The 18224-nt window shown below is 45.4% G+C and carries 13 protein-coding genes; 9 read left to right on the forward strand and 4 right to left on the reverse strand.

Annotated features, from left to right (window positions below):
* The first annotated feature begins 42 nt into the window (after positions 1-42).
* On the forward strand, positions 43-1305 hold the full coding sequence (locus AB4Z08_RS28850) for a hypothetical protein (protein ID WP_441577257.1): 1263 nt from the start codon (positions 43-45) through the stop codon (positions 1303-1305).
* On the opposite strand, the gene AB4Z08_RS28855 is transcribed toward AB4Z08_RS28850, so the two are convergent.
* From AB4Z08_RS28855 to AB4Z08_RS28870, 4 genes are read right to left on the reverse strand one after another with little or no spacing between them, the layout of a single operon-like run.
* Positions 1302-2177: a fumarylacetoacetate hydrolase family protein gene (locus AB4Z08_RS28855; protein ID WP_441577258.1), complete on the reverse strand. Its 876-nt coding sequence runs from the start codon at positions 2175-2177 to the stop codon at positions 1302-1304. The genes AB4Z08_RS28850 and AB4Z08_RS28855 overlap by 4 nt on opposite strands.
* Positions 2178-3761, reverse strand: a complete 1584-nt coding sequence (gene mqo, locus AB4Z08_RS28860) for a malate dehydrogenase (quinone) (RefSeq protein ID WP_441577271.1) — start codon at positions 3759-3761, stop codon at positions 2178-2180.
* Positions 3762-3798: 37 nt separating this feature from the next.
* Positions 3799-4509: a LytR/AlgR family response regulator transcription factor gene (locus tag AB4Z08_RS28865; RefSeq protein WP_441577259.1), complete on the reverse strand. Its 711-nt coding sequence runs from the start codon at positions 4507-4509 to the stop codon at positions 3799-3801.
* Positions 4510-5589 carry a sensor histidine kinase gene (locus tag AB4Z08_RS28870; protein ID WP_441577260.1) on the reverse strand — a complete coding sequence of 360 codons (1080 nt, stop codon included), beginning with the start codon at positions 5587-5589 and terminating at the stop codon, positions 4510-4512. It abuts the gene before it with no gap.
* Between the two features lie 175 nt (positions 5590-5764).
* On the opposite strand from AB4Z08_RS28870, the gene AB4Z08_RS28875 reads away from it, so the two are divergent.
* From AB4Z08_RS28875 to AB4Z08_RS28910, 8 genes are all read left to right on the forward strand, one after another.
* Entirely contained in the window at positions 5765-6700 is a 936-nt protein-coding gene (locus AB4Z08_RS28875; RefSeq protein WP_441577261.1) for an ABC transporter ATP-binding protein, read from the forward strand.
* Positions 6701-6704: 4 nt separating this feature from the next.
* Complete coding sequence (locus AB4Z08_RS28880) at positions 6705-7457, forward strand: ABC transporter permease (RefSeq protein WP_441577262.1); 753 nt, start codon at positions 6705-6707, stop codon at positions 7455-7457.
* Between the two features lie 565 nt (positions 7458-8022).
* Positions 8023-10344 carry a TonB-dependent receptor gene (locus AB4Z08_RS28885; protein WP_441577263.1) on the forward strand — a complete coding sequence of 774 codons (2322 nt, stop codon included), beginning with the start codon at positions 8023-8025 and terminating at the stop codon, positions 10342-10344.
* Positions 10345-10371: 27 nt separating this feature from the next.
* Positions 10372-11241 (forward strand): heme/hemin ABC transporter substrate-binding protein, encoded by an 870-nt coding sequence (locus tag AB4Z08_RS28890; protein WP_441577264.1) that lies wholly within the window; start codon positions 10372-10374, stop codon positions 11239-11241.
* A complete protein-coding gene (locus AB4Z08_RS28895) occupies positions 11228-12259 on the forward strand; it encodes a FecCD family ABC transporter permease (RefSeq protein ID WP_441577265.1) in 1032 nt (343 codons plus the stop codon). The genes AB4Z08_RS28890 and AB4Z08_RS28895 overlap by 14 nt, the downstream gene beginning before the upstream one ends.
* A complete protein-coding gene (locus tag AB4Z08_RS28900) occupies positions 12259-13032 on the forward strand; it encodes a heme ABC transporter ATP-binding protein (protein ID WP_441577266.1) in 774 nt (257 codons plus the stop codon). The genes AB4Z08_RS28895 and AB4Z08_RS28900 overlap by 1 nt, the downstream gene beginning before the upstream one ends.
* A gap of 45 nt (positions 13033-13077) precedes the next feature.
* The gene (locus AB4Z08_RS28905; protein WP_441577267.1) at positions 13078-13584 is read left to right on the forward strand and encodes a hypothetical protein; all 507 of its coding nucleotides are present in this window, start codon (positions 13078-13080) and stop codon (positions 13582-13584) included.
* A 53-nt stretch (positions 13585-13637) separates the two neighbouring features.
* Positions 13638-17912, forward strand: a complete 4275-nt coding sequence (locus AB4Z08_RS28910; protein WP_441577268.1) for a discoidin domain-containing protein — start codon at positions 13638-13640, stop codon at positions 17910-17912.
* The last annotated feature ends 312 nt before the right edge of the window (positions 17913-18224 follow it).

The following is an 18224-nucleotide window of genomic DNA, read 5'->3' on the forward strand; positions in this document are numbered from 1 at the left end:
AAAAACGTGTATTCATCTCCGTTACTATTAAAATTTTCCGATATGATCACCAGATATATAAGGCTCCTTTTAATACCGCTGGCTTTCATGGCAATGCCAGCCACCGCACAGGACACCAACTGGATACGGAACAATACCTGGTACTTTGATAATTTTGTACAGGAAGAAGTGTCATGGAATGTTTTCAGGGAAGCATTTATCGGCGTATCGGCAGAACGATCTGCTGATTTCGATGGCCTGTTTTACGATGCACTCTTCAAATCTGCTATCGTGAAAGACGGGCATTGCTTTGGCATGAATGCGTTGGCCCTGTTACTGCTGAAAAATGGTGGCCACCTGGGATTCTGTTATCCACCCTGTTTATATCCAGGCAGAATTTTCACCAATCCGGGAATGAAGCCCAGTATTGACACCCTGGGGCCTGCTGATCCGGTACTGAAAAGAGCCATCCAGATTGTACATGGTAACCAGATCAATCATGGCTTTCTTTCTTTCCTGCTGGACGTTCTTAATAGCCCCTTTAGCCGGGATGGCTCATACGCTTTTTCGCAGGCCCAATATTATATCTCTAAAAATGATCCTGTTACGATCAGTCTTACCAAAGAATTTTCGCCCCAGGATAGCGGTGGCCACTCCCTCATCGGGTACGCAACAGAAGAGGTAGGCGGCAAAAAACGGATCTATGTATATGACTCCAATCGTTCGTTTTATAAACCGGGCGCAGAGGGGCACGATTTCTACACAAACAGGAAAAATTATGTGGAAATCTCCGGCCAGGACTGGCAATACGAGAAAGATCCCGGCGTGATATGGAAAGGAAATCCAAAAAGTGGAGGCCATCTTATTATAATTCCGATTTCAATAGCTGGCCGTAAAGACCGACTGCCACAGTCGTTGCTGCTAGAAGGATCATATAGTCTTAACACGATATTTATTTTCGGAGATGTAACGCTGATGCAGGCAACAGATATACGGCGCCGCCATCGTTACCTCAATGATAAAGGCACCTTCCTGGAAACCCGTGAGCAATACAGGCTCAGGAACTTCCTTCCCTTTACACCCATGGGCAGTGGACCCCACACCGTTTCGCCGAAAACATCAGCCTACTTTGTGCGGGGTCAGGACCGGCTACATCTATACTTCAGATCGCGGGGAGACTATCGTATAGGAATGCTGTTTGGCGGAAAGTATACAGAAACATCTGTAAAGGGGGATGGCCGTATCCGGCATTTTATAACACCGGATGTTAGTCGTGCCAATAAAGGAAAACATCCGGCCAGGCTAGCATCCCCTCTGCGTGATTAACCAGCATTGCCACTGTCCATCGGCTTATATGCCCGGAAAGATTGCCTGGCTACTCCCAGTTCATCAATACCATATTCAATCACGTCCCCGGGACGCAGAAAACGCTGCGGAATACGTCCTGTGCCACTTCCTGCCGGCGAGCCGGTGGAAATAATATCACCGGGAAACAAACCAAAAAACTCGCTGATATATGCCGTCAGATCCGGCACCGGATAAATAAGATCCGATGTATGCCCATCCTGCATCATCTCTCCATTCAGCTTAAGCCAGATATGCAGATTCCCCGGATCAGGAATTTCATCTTTCGTAACAAAATAAGGGCCCAGCGGAGCAAACGTATTACATCCTTTTCCCTTATCCCAGGTGCATCCCCGCTTCTTCATGTATGCACGTTCGCTCACGTCATTATGAAGGATATAACCGGCCACATAATTCATAGCTTCTTCCTTTTCCACGTTGGTACCGGCTTTCCCTATCACCACGCCTAATTCTGTTTCCCAATCTGTTTCAAGGCTGTCTTTAGGGATCATCACGCCGTCGAAAGGTCCGTTCAGCGCGCTCATGGCTTTCAGGAATAAGATGGGTTCGGATTCGGGAATAAAGCCGGTTTCCTTAATATGATCCCTGTAGTTTAATCCCACGCAAACAATTTTTCCCGGATTGGCCAGGGGCACTCCCAAACGTGTCGCAGGCGGTACTTTTTTGAGCTGATGCCTGTCTTTCGCTATAAACGATGCCAGTCTTTCCAGGCCACCGCTACCCAAAAAATCATTTGTATAGTCTTCGCCGAGTGCTGATGTGTCATACCATTCATCGTTGAGGAGAATACCTGGTTTTTCATCTCCCGGATTCCCATGTCTTAATAATTTCATCTATTGTTGTTTTACTACCGGCTGTTTCCAGTCTAATTGTAATGTTTCACTTGTCCATGTTCTGATACGATAACATAATTCCGGGTTTCCTTCCAGATGAGTACCATAGGATGGGATCATTGCTTTCAGCTTTGCTGTCCACTCTCCTTTTACTTTATCAGGGAAACAGGTTTTAAGCAAGTCCAGCATAATAGATACCGCTGTAGACGCCCCCGGAGAGGCACCCAGTAAGGCCGAAATAGTGCCATCTTCTCCTGCTACCACTTCTGTTCCAAAGCGAAGGGTACCTCCCTTATCGGGATCATTGTAGATCACCTGCACCCTTTGCCCTGCCTGTTGCAGTTCCCAGTCATTGCCATCGGCGTTTGGATAAAATACCTGCAAAGCGGCAATCCTGTCTTCAAATGATAAACTTAACTGTTCCACAAGGTATTTCTCCAGACCGAAATTTTCTAATCCTACCTTCATTAACGGAAGAATATTCCAGTATTTGATCGATTCAAACAAGTCCAGGAAGGACCCTTCCTTCAGGAACCTTGTGGAGAAAGTAGCAAAAGGTCCGAATAAAATGGCTTTCTCACCTTCGATCATCCTGGTATCAAGATGCGGTACACTCATTGGAGGAGCCCCAACAGAGGCCTGTCCATATACCTTGGCGTTATGCCTGTTCACGATCTCTTCTTTTTTACATACCAGCCATTCGCCCCCCACCGGAAAGCCGCCATACTGTTTTCCTTCCGGGATACCTGATTTCTGCAGCAGTTGTAACGATCCTCCACCGGCACCTATGAACACAAAATCTGCGGTGACACGTGATGTTTCTTTAGTAAGCAGGTTCTCTACTTTTACTTCCCATTTGCCGTCCCTTAACTGTTCCATAGTTTCCACTTCATACTCCAGGTGCAACTTGAAATTGGGCTGTTGCTGGAGCTGATGTATCAACCCTCTTGTCAGCGCACCATAATTAACATCAGTACCCAGTTCCATGTGCGTGGCGGCTGTTTTTTCTGAAAGCTCCCTGCCCTCCATCACCAGGGGAATCCAATCCTGCAGCACTGCCGGATCTTCCGAATATTCCATCCCCTGGTACAGCTGGTACTGCTGAAGTGCATCAAACCGTTTACGCAGATACGCCACATCATTATCTCCATGTACAAAACTCATATGCGGTGTACTCCTGATAAAGCCGGCCGGATCTTTCAGCTGCCCCTGTTCTACCAGGTAAGACCAAAATTGTTTGGACACCTCAAACTGCTCAATAATATGAATAGCTTTACTTGTATCGATACTACCATCCTCCCGTTCCGGGGTATAATTCAGTTCACACAGCGCGGAGTGGCCAGTACCTGCATTATTCCATGCATCGGAGCTTTCCCCTGCCACCTTGTCGAGACGTTCATAAATATGAACGGAATAGTCCGGTGACAAGTGTTTGAGCAGTGTAGCCAGCGTAGCGCTCATGACGCCCGCACCTATCAGTAAAACATCTGTGTGTAATATTTGCTTTTGCATATGATCCCGGTTTGAAGTGATTCTTACATAAAATAATCTATCTCTATAAATGTTTAGTGATATGGGATAAATTTTAAGGAATAATTAATTTATGTGAGAGGGAGCCGGATTACAATCCCAGGGTATTGAACAAATCACCTTTGAAATTCTTGCCGACAGGTATTTCTACCTTATTCAAAAAAATGGTCTGTCCCTGGATAAATGAAATTTTCGACTTATTCACGATAAACGACCTGTGTACCCGGAGGAAATGACTTCCCGGAAGCATTTTTTCCACGTTCATAAATGACATATTCAGCACTATGACGGCATCACTGGTGATTATCCTGCTATAGTTTCCACTTGCCTCTGCATATAACAAATCCTCATACTTAATCCTGTATATTTTACCTTCAGTTTTGAAAGAAATAAATCCGTCATCAGATGCACTATCCTTTCCCGGTACTTCTTTATTAGTATAATGGAGACGTTCAATGGCTTTGTCTACCGCTATAATAAATCTCTCCAGCGAAAAAGGCTTCACCAGGTAATCGCAGGCAGCTAAATCAAATGCTGTAGCTGCATATTCTTTGTAGGCGGTGGTAAAAATAATCTGTGGCGGATTCTTCAGGGTCTTCAAAAAAGCTATGCCGTCTAAAACCGGCATATGTATGTCCAAAAAAAGTAATTGTATGTTTTTGTTCATCAACCCTGCTCTTGCATCGATGCTGTTTCCGAAAACGCCTGTTACTTCCAGGGATGGAATGACATGGCAATAGCTAACAACGATGTCTCTCGCAATTGGTTCATCATCTATTATAAGGCATTTGATCTTCTCCATTTATTTTACTTTAAGCCGAAGGTCCACTTTATAATAATTATTCTCTTTGTACTGGCGCAACGAATACGCTGTCCCATACAATAAATCAAGCCGCTTTATTGTATTGCCGACCCCAACACCGGAGGCATCTTTCAATGGGCTATTTTCATTGGCATCGTTTCCAAAACTGTTACCTATCGTAAAAACTATAAAATCGTCTACCACCGATAAAACCAGGTCAATCCGGATCTCCTGTCCTATTGTGTTCCTGGAATGTTTAAAAGCATTCTCCACAAATGTAATGAGTACCATTTGTGCAATCCGCACGGTTCCATTTCCTGCGGACATCTGTACATGCAATGAAAGCCGGTCCTCCATTCTTATCTTTTCCAGTTCAATATAGCTCCGTATATAAGCTAATTCGTCATCCAGCAAAAACCATTGCTGTCCCGTTTCATAAACGGAGTAACGCAGCAGGTCAGAAAGTTTCAACAATAGTCCGGGAACTTTTTCATGATCGGTAACGGATAGGCCGTACAAGTTATTCAATGTGTTAAAAAGGAAATGAGGACTTATCTGGGAGCGTAATAAGGCCAACTCACTTTCCTTCTGCTGTTGAAGTACCATATTTCCATGAATCTGTTCTTTTCTGGCAGACCTGCCAATAGCCACAAAACCGCCACCGAATAAAAACATAATAACAAATCCAGGTATTCCTACAAAGAACACTTTAGAATCATTTTCATCAAATTTGAAATCCATCAGGTATACATAGCCCGTCACCCCAAGAATAGAAAAGAAAGCAATGAAGATAATGTATAAGCACACCAGCACTACCCAGTTGTCTTTAAACAGCCATCTCCGGCAAATCCATCTGCCAGTGTAAACGCAAAGCATCAACAAAATAAAGCTGAATATCGCCCGCGGCAAAAGTGATACCGCATAACGACTGGAGAGGGTAATTATTGAAAGTACAAACAACAAAATGCCTGCAAAAAAAACATGTAGTCCAATACCCTTTTCAAATATCTTAGAAAAATTATCTGTTATTGACTTCACCTGACGAATATCATAAAAATTGGCTACAATAACAACATACATGGACCGATGTATTAAAATGTTGTTCGAAATAACGAAAAAGGCGGACTATCTAATGAAATCCCCATTTAAGTACTATTTGTGTTTTCATCCGTTGTTCCTGTCTTTCTGCCCCAAACATTTTCCGGTGCTGACAGAGAAGAATACATTTATTCCATAAACTGAAAATATCAACATCATGGAACGTGTATCTGATTTTCTTATTGAGACGTCTAACCTGAGTTTCGGTTTCACGCCAAAAGAACAGCTGCTGAAAAATGTAAGCATACAGGTTGAAAAAGGCGCTATTTACGGTTTCCTGGGGCCTAACGGAGCGGGAAAAACAACCACCATCCGGTTATTACTGGGTTTACTTCCGGCGCCTGCCGGCACCATCAGGCTGTTTGGAAATCCGCTCTCAGAAAACCGGATGCAGGTACTTTCCAGAACGGGTTCCATGATAGAGCAACCTTCTCTCTATGAGCACCTTTCTGGCTGGGATAACCTGGAAATCACCCGGATTATCCGGAAAACGGATGAGAAAATAATTCGCGAAGTATTAACACTTGTGAGGCTGACGGATGCTGCTCACCGGAAAGTAAAAACCTATTCAATGGGAATGAAGCAGCGGTTGGGCGTAGCGTTGGCCCTTCTTTCAACGCCTGACCTTTTGATCCTCGATGAACCTGTAAATGGACTGGACCCTGCCGGTATTATCGAAACAAGGGAGCTATTGCTTAGCCTTAATAAAGCGTTGGGCATCACCATATTTTTGTCCAGTCACCTACTTTCCGAAATTGAAAAACTAGTTACACATGTCGGTATCATTAACAAAGGATCTTTGATTTTCCAGGGCTCCTTGGAAGCACTAAAGGAAATCAACAAAACTGCTAACGTTATCCAATTAAAAACAGACAACAATTCCAAAGCCATCTTAGTATTGGATAAACAGTATAGGATCACTCAAAAAGAGCCACACACGCTGGAAATTCCATTTGAAAATAACGAGCAGGTATCTGCCATTGCAAGGCTACTGGTAGCGGCCAACGTGAATATCTACCGATTATACGTTACCTGCAAGGACCTGGAAAATACATTTATAAACTTTATAGAAAAGAATAACCAATTAATATAACGCTATGCAGTTCCAAACAGAGATACTCAAACTAAAAAACAACTTCATTCTTTGGCTGATAGCAGCAGCGGCCTTTCTCGTTCCGATGCTGGTTACTTTTGATTTTATAGAACATGCAAAAGAGATCATAGAGGCCAAAGCTAACCCCTGGCCTGATTTCTGGAAAGAAGCGCTTAAGGGATTCACAGTATTTTCCGGTCCGCTCGTTATCGTGATGGTCACCTGTATGTACATTAACATTGAGCATAAATACAATGCATGGAAATACCTGCTTACTTTACCACAGAAAAAAAGCAGCATTTATTTTAACAAATTAGGGATGAACCTTATCCTGCTCTCCCTGCTTTACCTGTTATTTCTGCTGTTCTTCTTTTTTGACGGTATCTTACTGGGGCTGGCCTATCCGGGGATGGGATTTCTGCGCCATTTACCAGACTTTAGCTTTATATTTTACATGGCATTCAGAACACTGATAGCATTCCTTGGCATATTGGCTATTCATTTCTGGCTGAGCATCAGGATAAAAAACATGTTTATCAATATAGGCATTGGCTTATTCGGTATTTGTATCGCCATCATGCTATACAGGAAAATGGAGCAAGCGGTTTATTATCCTTACATCGATGGTCTTCTGACCGTATTCTATAAATACCCTCAACAAGGCTTTCTTGCCCAAAATGAAATTTATAGTGGAGGTGTATTCCTGTTCATTTCATTGCTGAGCTACCTGGATTTTACGAAAAAATTCCGGGGATGAGTTTGATAGAGCCAGAAAAACAAAAAGGCTTGCAAGTTAAAAAACTGCATGCCTTTTTTTGTGCCCGCGTAACCCACACCGTCTTGTCAATGCACGCATAACTTTTTATAAAGAATAGAAAATTAATCAGTTACCATATTTCAATATAGAAAATTTGTTAAAAATTAGGAACAAGATAATTTTTCATTACATTTATAACATCAACAACCCGAATCAATATTTATCAACAATCTGTCAATGAACAATGAAAGCACCTGTTGTGAGCATTATCCGGCATTCCAACTGATCAGCCAAACCAGATGAGTAAGAAGGGATAAACTAACCAACAGTTAAGAGACTCAACCAAAATCCAGCGTGTGTTGTGTAATTGCATAGACGACCGCCACTGATGAACCTGACTTTATTGTGAACAAGATCTGCACCGCTTAGATCCAATTTCTTTTTAAAAAAATTCATTATCGCCAATAGCGCTGCTATGTGTTGCATGCCTTTCATTTGCCTGCTGCAAGTATGCATGGTACCAACATGATAGTAGCACATCCTAAACCCATAACTTAAAAGAACAATGAAAACGTTAGCTACATGGCTGCTGATAACGGCCATATCTCTACAATGCTATGCACAACAATCTTTACAAGGAAAAGTATATGATATCTATACACAAGCGCCTGTTAAAGGAGCGGAGATATCTGCCGCCGGTAAAGTCCTGACAACAACAGATGCCACCGGTAATTTCAGAATTGATTATAACAGCAGTGATGATCTTATTGTAACAGCAGTTGGTTATGGGGCGCAAAGTATTCATGGCAGCAACAGCAGCAAGCAGTTGATGATAGGTCTTACCGCTGTTATCTACAGCCTGGACGCCGTCACCGTACATGCCGGCACCTCACCTAATCTCTCCGAATCCAGATCAGTGGCCATGCTTACCAGGCAGGATCTGCAACGAAATGATGGGTTGTTTCTTGAAAATACGCTGAACCTCGTTCCTGGCGTACGGATGGAGAAAAGAACCATGTCGGGCGGACAGCGTATTACCATCCGGGGATACGGTAACAATACCAACTTTAATGGTACAGGCTACAAAGCCTACCTCAACGGCATTCCTGTAACCGATGCAGAAGGAACTACCATCCTGGATGATATTGACTTTTCTATCCTGGGCCGCGTGGAGGTGATTAAAGGACCGTCTTCCAGTTTATACGGCAGCGGCATAGGAGGCGTACTGAAAATGTTTACGCTGAAACCATCGTCCCCTGGTACACATATTACACAGGAAGCGCTCACTGGAAGCAATGGCTTGTTCCGGACCAATACCCGCCTGGAATATGCTGACCAGAAATCCGCAGTGATGCTGAATTATGGCCATCAGAACTACGATAGCTACCGTATCAACAGCGCATCAAAAAAAGATTTCGTTTCATTCATCGGTGATTTTTATGGCAATGAAAAGCAAACGTTTTCCGTGTATGCAGCCTATAACAGCTCCAACGATCAGCTTGCAGGGCAACTGGACAGCATACAGTTTGCACAGAAAAAAGATACCGGGGAAGTGCCTTATCTGAAAAATCATGGCTACGTGGCTTTTGAAACTTATCGCGCAGGACTTTCCCATAACTATGCGTTTTCATCTCATGTCAGTAATCTTACCAGTGCTTACTTCAGCGGATACAAGCAATCACAGGCCTTTGCAGTAGGGCTGTCTTCCAATACAGCACAGAATTTCGGGGCCCGTACAGCATTTGGCCTGCACTTCACTGGCAGCACCATTACCTGGAATGGCACTATTGGCGCAGAATACCAGAAGACAAACTCATTCAAAAAAAGTTATGGCCTTACTGATAATGTACAAGGGCCACTTAGCGGTGACCTGGAACTGGCCACCATGCAATACAGCATCTTCACGCAATGGGAAATAAAATTGCCTCAGGGCTTTGCGGTTACTGCCGGCATAAGCAATAACTATATTGAATACGGCATAACAGACCGGTTAACCAATTCCGGTAATCCTTCCCACAAAGACCAGTCGGGTCATAAAACATTTACACCGGTAGTAACGCCGCAGCTTTCTCTATTAAAAACACTGACCAAAACGATCGCAGTATATGCCGGCGTCAGCAAAGGCTATTCCCCTCCCACCTCCGGCCAGGTAGTGATTCCGCAGATCAGCCAGGTAAACACCGGCCTGCAGCCGGAAAAATCAACACAATATGAGCTGGGCACCAAAGGCAGTTTACTGAATGAAAAACTCACTTTCCAGGTGGCAGTATTTGATATGGAGATAAAAGATAAACTTACTTCACAGGCGATAACCGACAACAACGGAACGGTGTTATACAGCGTTACCACTAACGCCGGCGGCCAGCAAAACCGTGGCATAGAAGCAGACCTGGCGTATAGCATCTCCTTTACCAAATCGGCTGCTTTCTCGCTGATACGTCCCTTTATCAGCTATACCTACTCCGATTTCACCTACAATGATTTCAAAAGCGACAATAACAATAACCCTAAAACTATTAACTACAGCGGAAATAAAGCTTCCGGTATAGCGCCGCATCTCTTCAACAGCGGAGCAGATGTTATCACTAAATGGGGTGTTTACCTGAATACCACTTTACAGTATGTAGATAAAATGCCTATCACATACGATAACAGACATTACGCAGATGCCTATACGTTGTTGCAGGCTAAACTCGGTTATAAACACCGTATTGGCAAACATATAGGTTTGGATGTGTTTGCTGGTGGCAATAATCTTACCGGCAGCAGGTACTACACCATGGTATTCCTGAACGCCAACTTCAGCGGAGCAACACCTAATATATACCTGCCAGGACCTTACAAGGCTACCTGGTATGGAGGATTTAACCTGCACTATAAATTTTAATCTTTCTTTAAACCTGCATACTACGTCATGAAACTAAAATATGTATTACCTGTAATCCTTGTCGTTACACTTACTTCCTGCGGCAGATTTGGCAACAGTAAAAGCGATACCACTGATACCCGCATTGTTTGTTTATCCAAACAATACAACGAAGTAATTTATGCGTTAGGCGCTGAAAAAAACCTGGTAGCAGTAGACCTGTCGAGCACTTATCCACCTGCCATTAAATCGTTACCCACAGTAGGTTATCACCGGGCGCTAAGCGCTGAAGGAATTATAGCACAGAATCCCACACTGGTGATACACGATAATAATATAGGACCGGAACCCGTAATGCGGCAGCTGGAAAAAATGAAGATCCCTATGAAAACCTTTGCGGACAGTGTTTATACCATTGAGCAGGATAAAGCTATGATACGGCAGTTGGGCAGCTATTTTAAAAAAGAATCGCAGGCCGATAGTCTTTGTAAGCAACTAGATGCAGAGATAACACAAGCACTTGCTAACGTACACCAATATACCGACACACCTAAAGTAGTGATCATTCATTTTGGTCGCGCCATGAATATTTACCTGGCTATTACGCAAAAAAGTACTGCTGCAAAAATGATCAGCTGGGCCGGTGGCATTATTCCTATTGGCGGAGACAAAGGCATGCAGCAGGTTTCAGCAGAAATGATTGCACAGGCAGACCCGGATGTTATTTTACTGACAGACTTTGGTTATGATAAGTTAGGCAGCATTGAAAAGATAAAGGAACTGCCTGGAGTTGCCGGTACCAGGGCGGCGCAAAGCAACCGGATTTACAGGATAGAAGAGCATGACATTGTATACCTGGGTCCCAGGACCGGTGCCAATGTCCTCGCCTTTCAAAAATTGATACATGCCGTTAAGTAAACAGTACCGGGGGGTATATCCCCTGCTCACTGCATTGCTGATAGTAACAGTACTGCTGTCGGCCTGCTATGGTGCGGTAAATATCAGCACCGCGGAAATTGCCGGTGCATTGAGTAAAACCTTTGCCGGTAGCGGAGACCTCTCCCTGCACGAACGTATTTTTATGGAAATACGTTTACCCCGGACCATCTTCTGTCTGCTGGCGGGTGCCGCGCTGGCTGTTGGCGGCGTATTGCTGCAGGCGCTTTTCAGGAATCCGATAGTGGAACCCGGATTAATAGGTACTTCCAGTGGGGCTGCTTTTGGCGCGGCCCTTTATTTCGTACTGGGGTCAACGTTACATTTCAATGCCGGCGAATGGACACTCCCCCTGGCAGCATGTGCTGGTGCCATACTGGCCACCTGCCTGGTACTTGGTTTTTCAGAAAAAAAACAAACGGGTAAAACAGCGATTGTAACACTATTGCTGACAGGGATTGCCATTAACGCACTATTCCTGAGTGGCACCGGCTTTCTCTCCTATATTGCCCGCGACCCGCAGGCCCGTTCTATTACTTTCTGGAACCTTGGCACCTTGTCGGGTGCTAACTGGCATGCCGTTGCCATTACAGGTGTGGTACTCACCATTTGCTTCTGGCGTGCCTTATCCTATACCAGCCAGTTAAACCTGCTGATACTGGGAGAAGAAGAAGCGATGCTGGCCGGCGTTTCGGTACAACGTTTAAAAAGGGAAGTATTAATCATCAATGTGGTCATGATTGCAGTAGTCACTGCCTTCACCGGCGTGATCAGTTTTGTGGGACTGGTAGTGCCACACTTTCTACGGATATGGAAAGGTGCCGATAACAGGTACCTGGTAATTGGCAGCGCGCTCGCCGGCGCGGTGTTGCTCAGTCTCGCCGATGTAGCAGCAAGACTCCTTTTAAGGCCTGCAGAACTGCCTATCGGGATCGTGACTTCCATCGCCGGCGTCCCTGTTTTCATCTTTTTACTGCGGAAAAAAAATTACTATTTCTGATGATCCGGTTATCCAATATTACCTGTAAAGCAGACAGTAAAATTTTACTGCAGGAGATCAGTACTGATTTTGCACCAGGCAAACTGCACCTGGTGATTGGACCCAATGGCGCCGGCAAATCCACGCTGCTGAAAGTAGCAGGTGGACAGCTGACTCCCGATGAGGGCATCGTTCAGTACGAGGACAAACCTGTAGCCACCTTTTCCTGCAAAGCATTGGCACGTATACGTGCATCGCTTTCTCAACATATGGAATTATCCTTTCCGTTAAAAGTAGCGGAAATAGTTATGATGGGACGATACCCTCATATGGGCGGCGACTACGGCAGCAAAGACCTACAGTACTGCCGGGAAGCATTACAGCTTTTTGACCTCGAACAGCTGGCAGCGCGTGATTATATGAGTCTATCCGGCGGAGAAAAACAACGGGTTCACTTTGCGCGCATCATGGCCCAGATATGGGAGCCGGTGCCGCGCTGCTGCCGCTACCTGTTGCTGGATGAACCGCTTACTTTCCTGGATGTACATTATCAGTACCAGTTTATGCAGTTGTTGAAAACATTAATACAGCAGCAGGACCTGGTGGTGATAGGTGTAGTACATGATCTCAATATAGCGGCAAAATTTGCCGACAACCTCCTCCTTCTGCACCAGGGAAAGCTGGTATGTAGTGGCTCAAGGGAGGAAGTATTAACGTCATCACATATACGAAAAGTATACCGGATGGAGCCTGAAATCTATGAATCAGCAGACAGGTATTTCCTTTTATTCTAAAAAAGACTAGCCAGAATACTGAACCAATTTAAACCAACAGCCACAATGAAAAAAAAATCAGTCAGCATGCCGCTATGGCGCTCTGTTTTGCTGGTAGCACTGTTGCTTACCGCCATCTCTGCAGGGGCACAACAAAATGCCCGGTCGAGTCAGAAACCCGCTCCCGAATGGATCAAAATGATGGATGATCCCAATGTTAACTTCTTCGTTATTGAGAAATCCTTTAACGACTACTGGAAAGGCAAAGAACTTCCGGTGGAAGAAGATGAAGTACTGGATGTAAAAAATAATTCTGAAAGAAAACGACGTTTTCTCGGACTATTTAAAAGAAAAGAATCTGAAGCGAAAAAAGAAGGGGAACAATATGCATTTGAGTACAAGAAATACCAGTGGTGGCGCCGGCAGATGTTGCCCTATGTACAACCGGATGGCACTATCCTGAATAAAGACCAGCAGATCCAGATCTGGCGGCAGCAGAAGGAGCTGAAAACAAATATTAACGCTAAACAGGCCAAAGACAGGAAAGAAAAAGACAGCAGCAGGACCAATTAGCAACAGGCCCTCTATCTGAAAAATATTCCCCACCTCAATCTGTAATAACTGATATGTATATACGTAAATATCTATCACTGATTTTACCGGCCCTCCTGCTGCTTTCGTCAGCTGCGTTTGCCCAGAACTACGGTAACTGGCGAAACATTGGCCCGGTGCTGTTTCCCATTAATTCTTCCGGCCAGATCAATGGCATTGGCCGCGTCACACAAATGAAATTCCATCCCTCCAGTGCTAGCACCATCTACGCTACCAGTGTATGGGGGCTCTGGAAAAGTACCGACACCAGCAATACCTGGCAACTGATGGGTACTGATGAATTACCGAAAGCTGCCTGTGCATCCGTATGTATCGATTATACCAACGACCAGGTGCTGTACCTGGGCACCGGTGATCCCAACTATTACGGCACGTCTCTGGGCATTTATAAATCCACTGACGGCGGACAATCATGGTTGCCCGCCAACAGCAGCATCGGCAACCGTATGGCCCTGGAGATGCTGATGTCCCCGTTGGATCATAATGTGCTGGTAGCAGCTACCAATGATGGTATCTGGAAAAGCACCAATGGCGGTATTTCCTGGAATCAGCAACTGGCTGGCGGGCAGTTTACCGACATGGTATTCAAAGCGGTTGCCAACACCAAAACTATCTATGCCGTAACAAGAGATGGTGCTTTCTATACCTCGCCGGATATGGGAGATACCTGGACTCCGACTGTTCTCGCGCTGCCTGCTAATGGCGCCAATGGCACCAGGGTAGCCGTAACACCGGCAGACTCCAACCGGGTATATGTTACCATGGTAGGCTCCAATAACGGCGCCGCAGGTGGCGTTGTATATCAATCTACAAATGCCGGCACTTCTTTTACCCAGGTAAAAGGAGATGTATCTCCTAACCTCAACGGATATACGAGTACCAGCACTGGTCAGGGAAATTATAACTATGGCATGTGCGCCGATCCCACCAATGCCAATACGGTGTATATAGTAGGACACCTGGTATGGAAAAGTACCAACGGCGGCAGCACCTGGACCCAAATGGAAGCTAACTGGGCCTCCATGATCCATACCGACATGCATGGCATCAAAGTAGACCCGTACAATACCTCCAAACTGTTTAATTACAACGATGGCGGCGTATGGCTCAGCACCGACGGTGGTACCACCTGGGTACCGAAATGCAGCGGCCTTTCTACTACTGAAGTGTATCACGCATCCAACAGTCCTATCCGTAGAGATATGATCAGTATTGGCACCCAGGATAACGGAGAGCTGTATTATAAATACGCCGGCAACCCCTGGTTCACTAACAGAGGTGGCGATTGGGGCGCCAGATCCAACTTTGATTACAACACCAATAACCAGGTGTACTATTTCAACGGAAAAAGAAGAGCGGTGACCGGTAGTGATGCTACCTACAACCTGCCTTTTACCGGCACCAACAATATGCAGCTGGAATTCACCCCGCAAAATGTAGCTATTGCTTTTGCCGCTGATACCGGCTTGTGGAGAAGTGCCAACATCACCGCGGCTTCTCCGGCCTGGACCAGGCTGGTGAATAATACGGAAAAGATCAATGCCCTGCAGGTAAGTAATGCGAGTGCAAATGTGGTATACTATGTAACCACCAATCAAAAAGTATATCGCTCCCGTAATGCGACTGCTGCCACGCCTACATTCACCAGCGTAGCCGCTCCGGTAGCTACCAGTGTAGCCGCCAGCGTTACTACCATCGCCAGCGATACCAATATCGTGTACCTCGCCTGCGGAAGTAAAGTGTACAGGTCTGCCGACCAGGGAAATACTTACACCGATATCAGTGGCTCTCTCCCTCCCGTGAATGTGATAAAACTACTGGAAGACCGCTACGCCACCAACGAATCTGTATATCTCGCTACGGCAAGAGGCGTTTATTATCGGAATAAAAACATGACCGATTGGTCACTCTATTCCATAGGACTACCTACAGTAGCAGATATTACGGATCTATTTGCCTACAACAACGGTGTAGCAGATAGCAGTGAATTGCGTGTAAGCTTTTATGGAAGAGGTGTATTCGGCACCAAATTCAATAACCAGATTACACCATTGATCTCTTTTGCGTCCATTAATGTAGGTACTACCGCTGCAGGCACCAGCATCTCCGGATGTAAGCCTTACACCGATTATACACTCAACCTGTCAGTCAGTCCCGCTCCTGCCGGCAATGCCAATGTACAGCTGGTGGTGGGACCTACGTCTTCGGCCATACGCGGTATTGATTATGATATCACCACTAATGGCAGCTTTACCACACCAGGTGATACCCTCATTTTCGCATCGGGTCAGGCAGCTGTACGTCCTGTTACCATCAGGGTATATGGCAGTAAAACGGATCCCATCAGTAAGTTTGCCTTACTTACCTTCAATGTCACCGGCACTACAAATGCCATGGCCAATCCATCTGCGCAAACTGCCCGCATAAATATTACCTATCCGGATGCCTCCCCTGTAGGAGATACCGCATTGGTAAATATGACGTATGGCAATGGTACCACCGGAGGAAGCGCTTCCAGTCCGTTCAATGGCACCCAATCTGATAAGAAGGCCCAGACCATTTATCCTGCAGATGAATTAAGGGCCGGCGGTATACAGAAAGGATACATTTACGCGGTGTCCTATCATGTAACTTCCAGGACGGTAACAACTACCAGCACCTTCCAGAATTTCAATGTGGCAATAGGTGCAACGCCACAAACAGCTTTCACGGAAACACTGTTCGATACCAATCCGCTTACAAGCGTATACTCTGGTAGCATCAGTGTTACCGATACCGGTTGGATACAGATACCATTCTCCCAGCCTTACTACTGGGATGGCTACTCCAACCTCCTGATCCAGTCGTGCTACAATAATATGGATGGCAATGACCAGGGAGACAACCTCGTTGCTTCTGTATCTGTAAGCGGTGCGAATCCTACCGCCTTCCAGCGGCAGACCACTGGTACCGGTTGTTCATTTAATGCACCGGGATACGGCTCTACAAGACCTAACCTGATCATCAATACCAGGCCGTCTGTAACACCGGTCGCCAGCACATTGAATACCACTACCACCCAATATCTCGGACCCAATGCCACCGTATACTTTGCAGACACCAGTGGCAAAATCATTGCAAAGGTGCAAAACCAAAGCAGCTTTGATTATGGCTGCACCTCGGTAAAAGTAGACCGTGCCGGCACCAGCGCCACTCAATTCTGGGACGCTACTCCTGCACATTATCTCGCATCTAAAACAGTGAAAATAACACCGGCCAATAATAACGCGGCTGGCAAAGTAAGTGTCACCCTTTACTATAGCCAATCAGAAAAGTCAGGATGGGAAACGGCTACCGGCAAATCATGGGACAGCATACAGCTGGTGAAAGTTAAAAGCAACATCAGTAATGTAACACCCGCCACGCCATCCCCGGATGGTCCGGGTACCATTGATGTGGGCAGAGATACCAGCAGTAAAAAAGGCGCTACCATTTACTATGTAACAGCTACCTTTAATACTGGCCTGGGTGGTCTGGGTGTTGGTATACCCGGTACGCCGCCAGCCTCGTCTGCCTGCAACACCCCCATTCCGCGCACGCAACTGAGGATCTATCAGTTCGACAGCCAGGAAACGGTAGGTGAAAGCGCTCCTGTTACCAATGTGATCGATGGCAACAACACTACCTTCTGGCATACACAATGGTATAACAGCACCGCTCCTATGCCACATTATGTAGCTGTTTACCTGGGTGGTGCATACAATCTCAGTAAGCTGACCTATGTACCAAGACAGGCAGCTGTTAATGGCCGCATCAATGCCTACCAGGTACATGTAAGCACCGATAGCATTAACTGGACACAGGTGGCCACCGGCAACTTTGTAAACAGCACTGCTTCACAGGATGTGGTATTCAGCCCGACAGTAAAAGCTAAATATGTAAAACTGGTAGCTACGTCAGAAGTGAATGGTAATGCATGGACTTCCGTTGGAGAACTGACCTTCACCGGTTGCCCTGATACTACCATTGCGCCGATGATGCTGAAAACAACAGCGGCTGCGGGCATTAACGTATACCCAACAATGTTACAACGCGGTCAAAGCATCAATATCCGCGATAAAGCGGCTGGCAACCTGGTGGTGAAGTTGTATGATATGAATGGCAGAATGATAAAGACACAGCGCATCACCGGCAGCGGTAAAATTAATACCAGTGATCTGCCTGCAGGCGTATACATCTATAATATTTTCAATAGCAAAACAAGTACGCTTAAACAGGTAATGAGTGGAAAAATTGTGATAGCGAACTAATTGAAAACAAATAATATAAAAAGAGCTGCTTCAAATTTTGAAGCAGCTCTTTTTTATTGTAATGAAATCTAAAAGACATATTCGGATCAGGTTGAAAATCTGGGGGAATATCTTATACTCCCTGTAGTTAATCTTCCTTCTATCCCGAAAACACGTTCCCCGAATTATGTTATATTTATAGTAATCAAAATAATCTCCCATGGCAAAACAAATGTCTGTCATTCCCTTTACGGGAAAACTCGGCCCTCTCATTGGGTATAAGCGCAATGGCAACTACTTCCTGCGCTCCATGCCTGAAAGCGTGCAGCAAAC

This window comes from Chitinophaga sp. RAB17, assembly GCF_052114225.1.
GTDB lineage: Bacteria > Bacteroidota > Bacteroidia > Chitinophagales > Chitinophagaceae > Chitinophaga.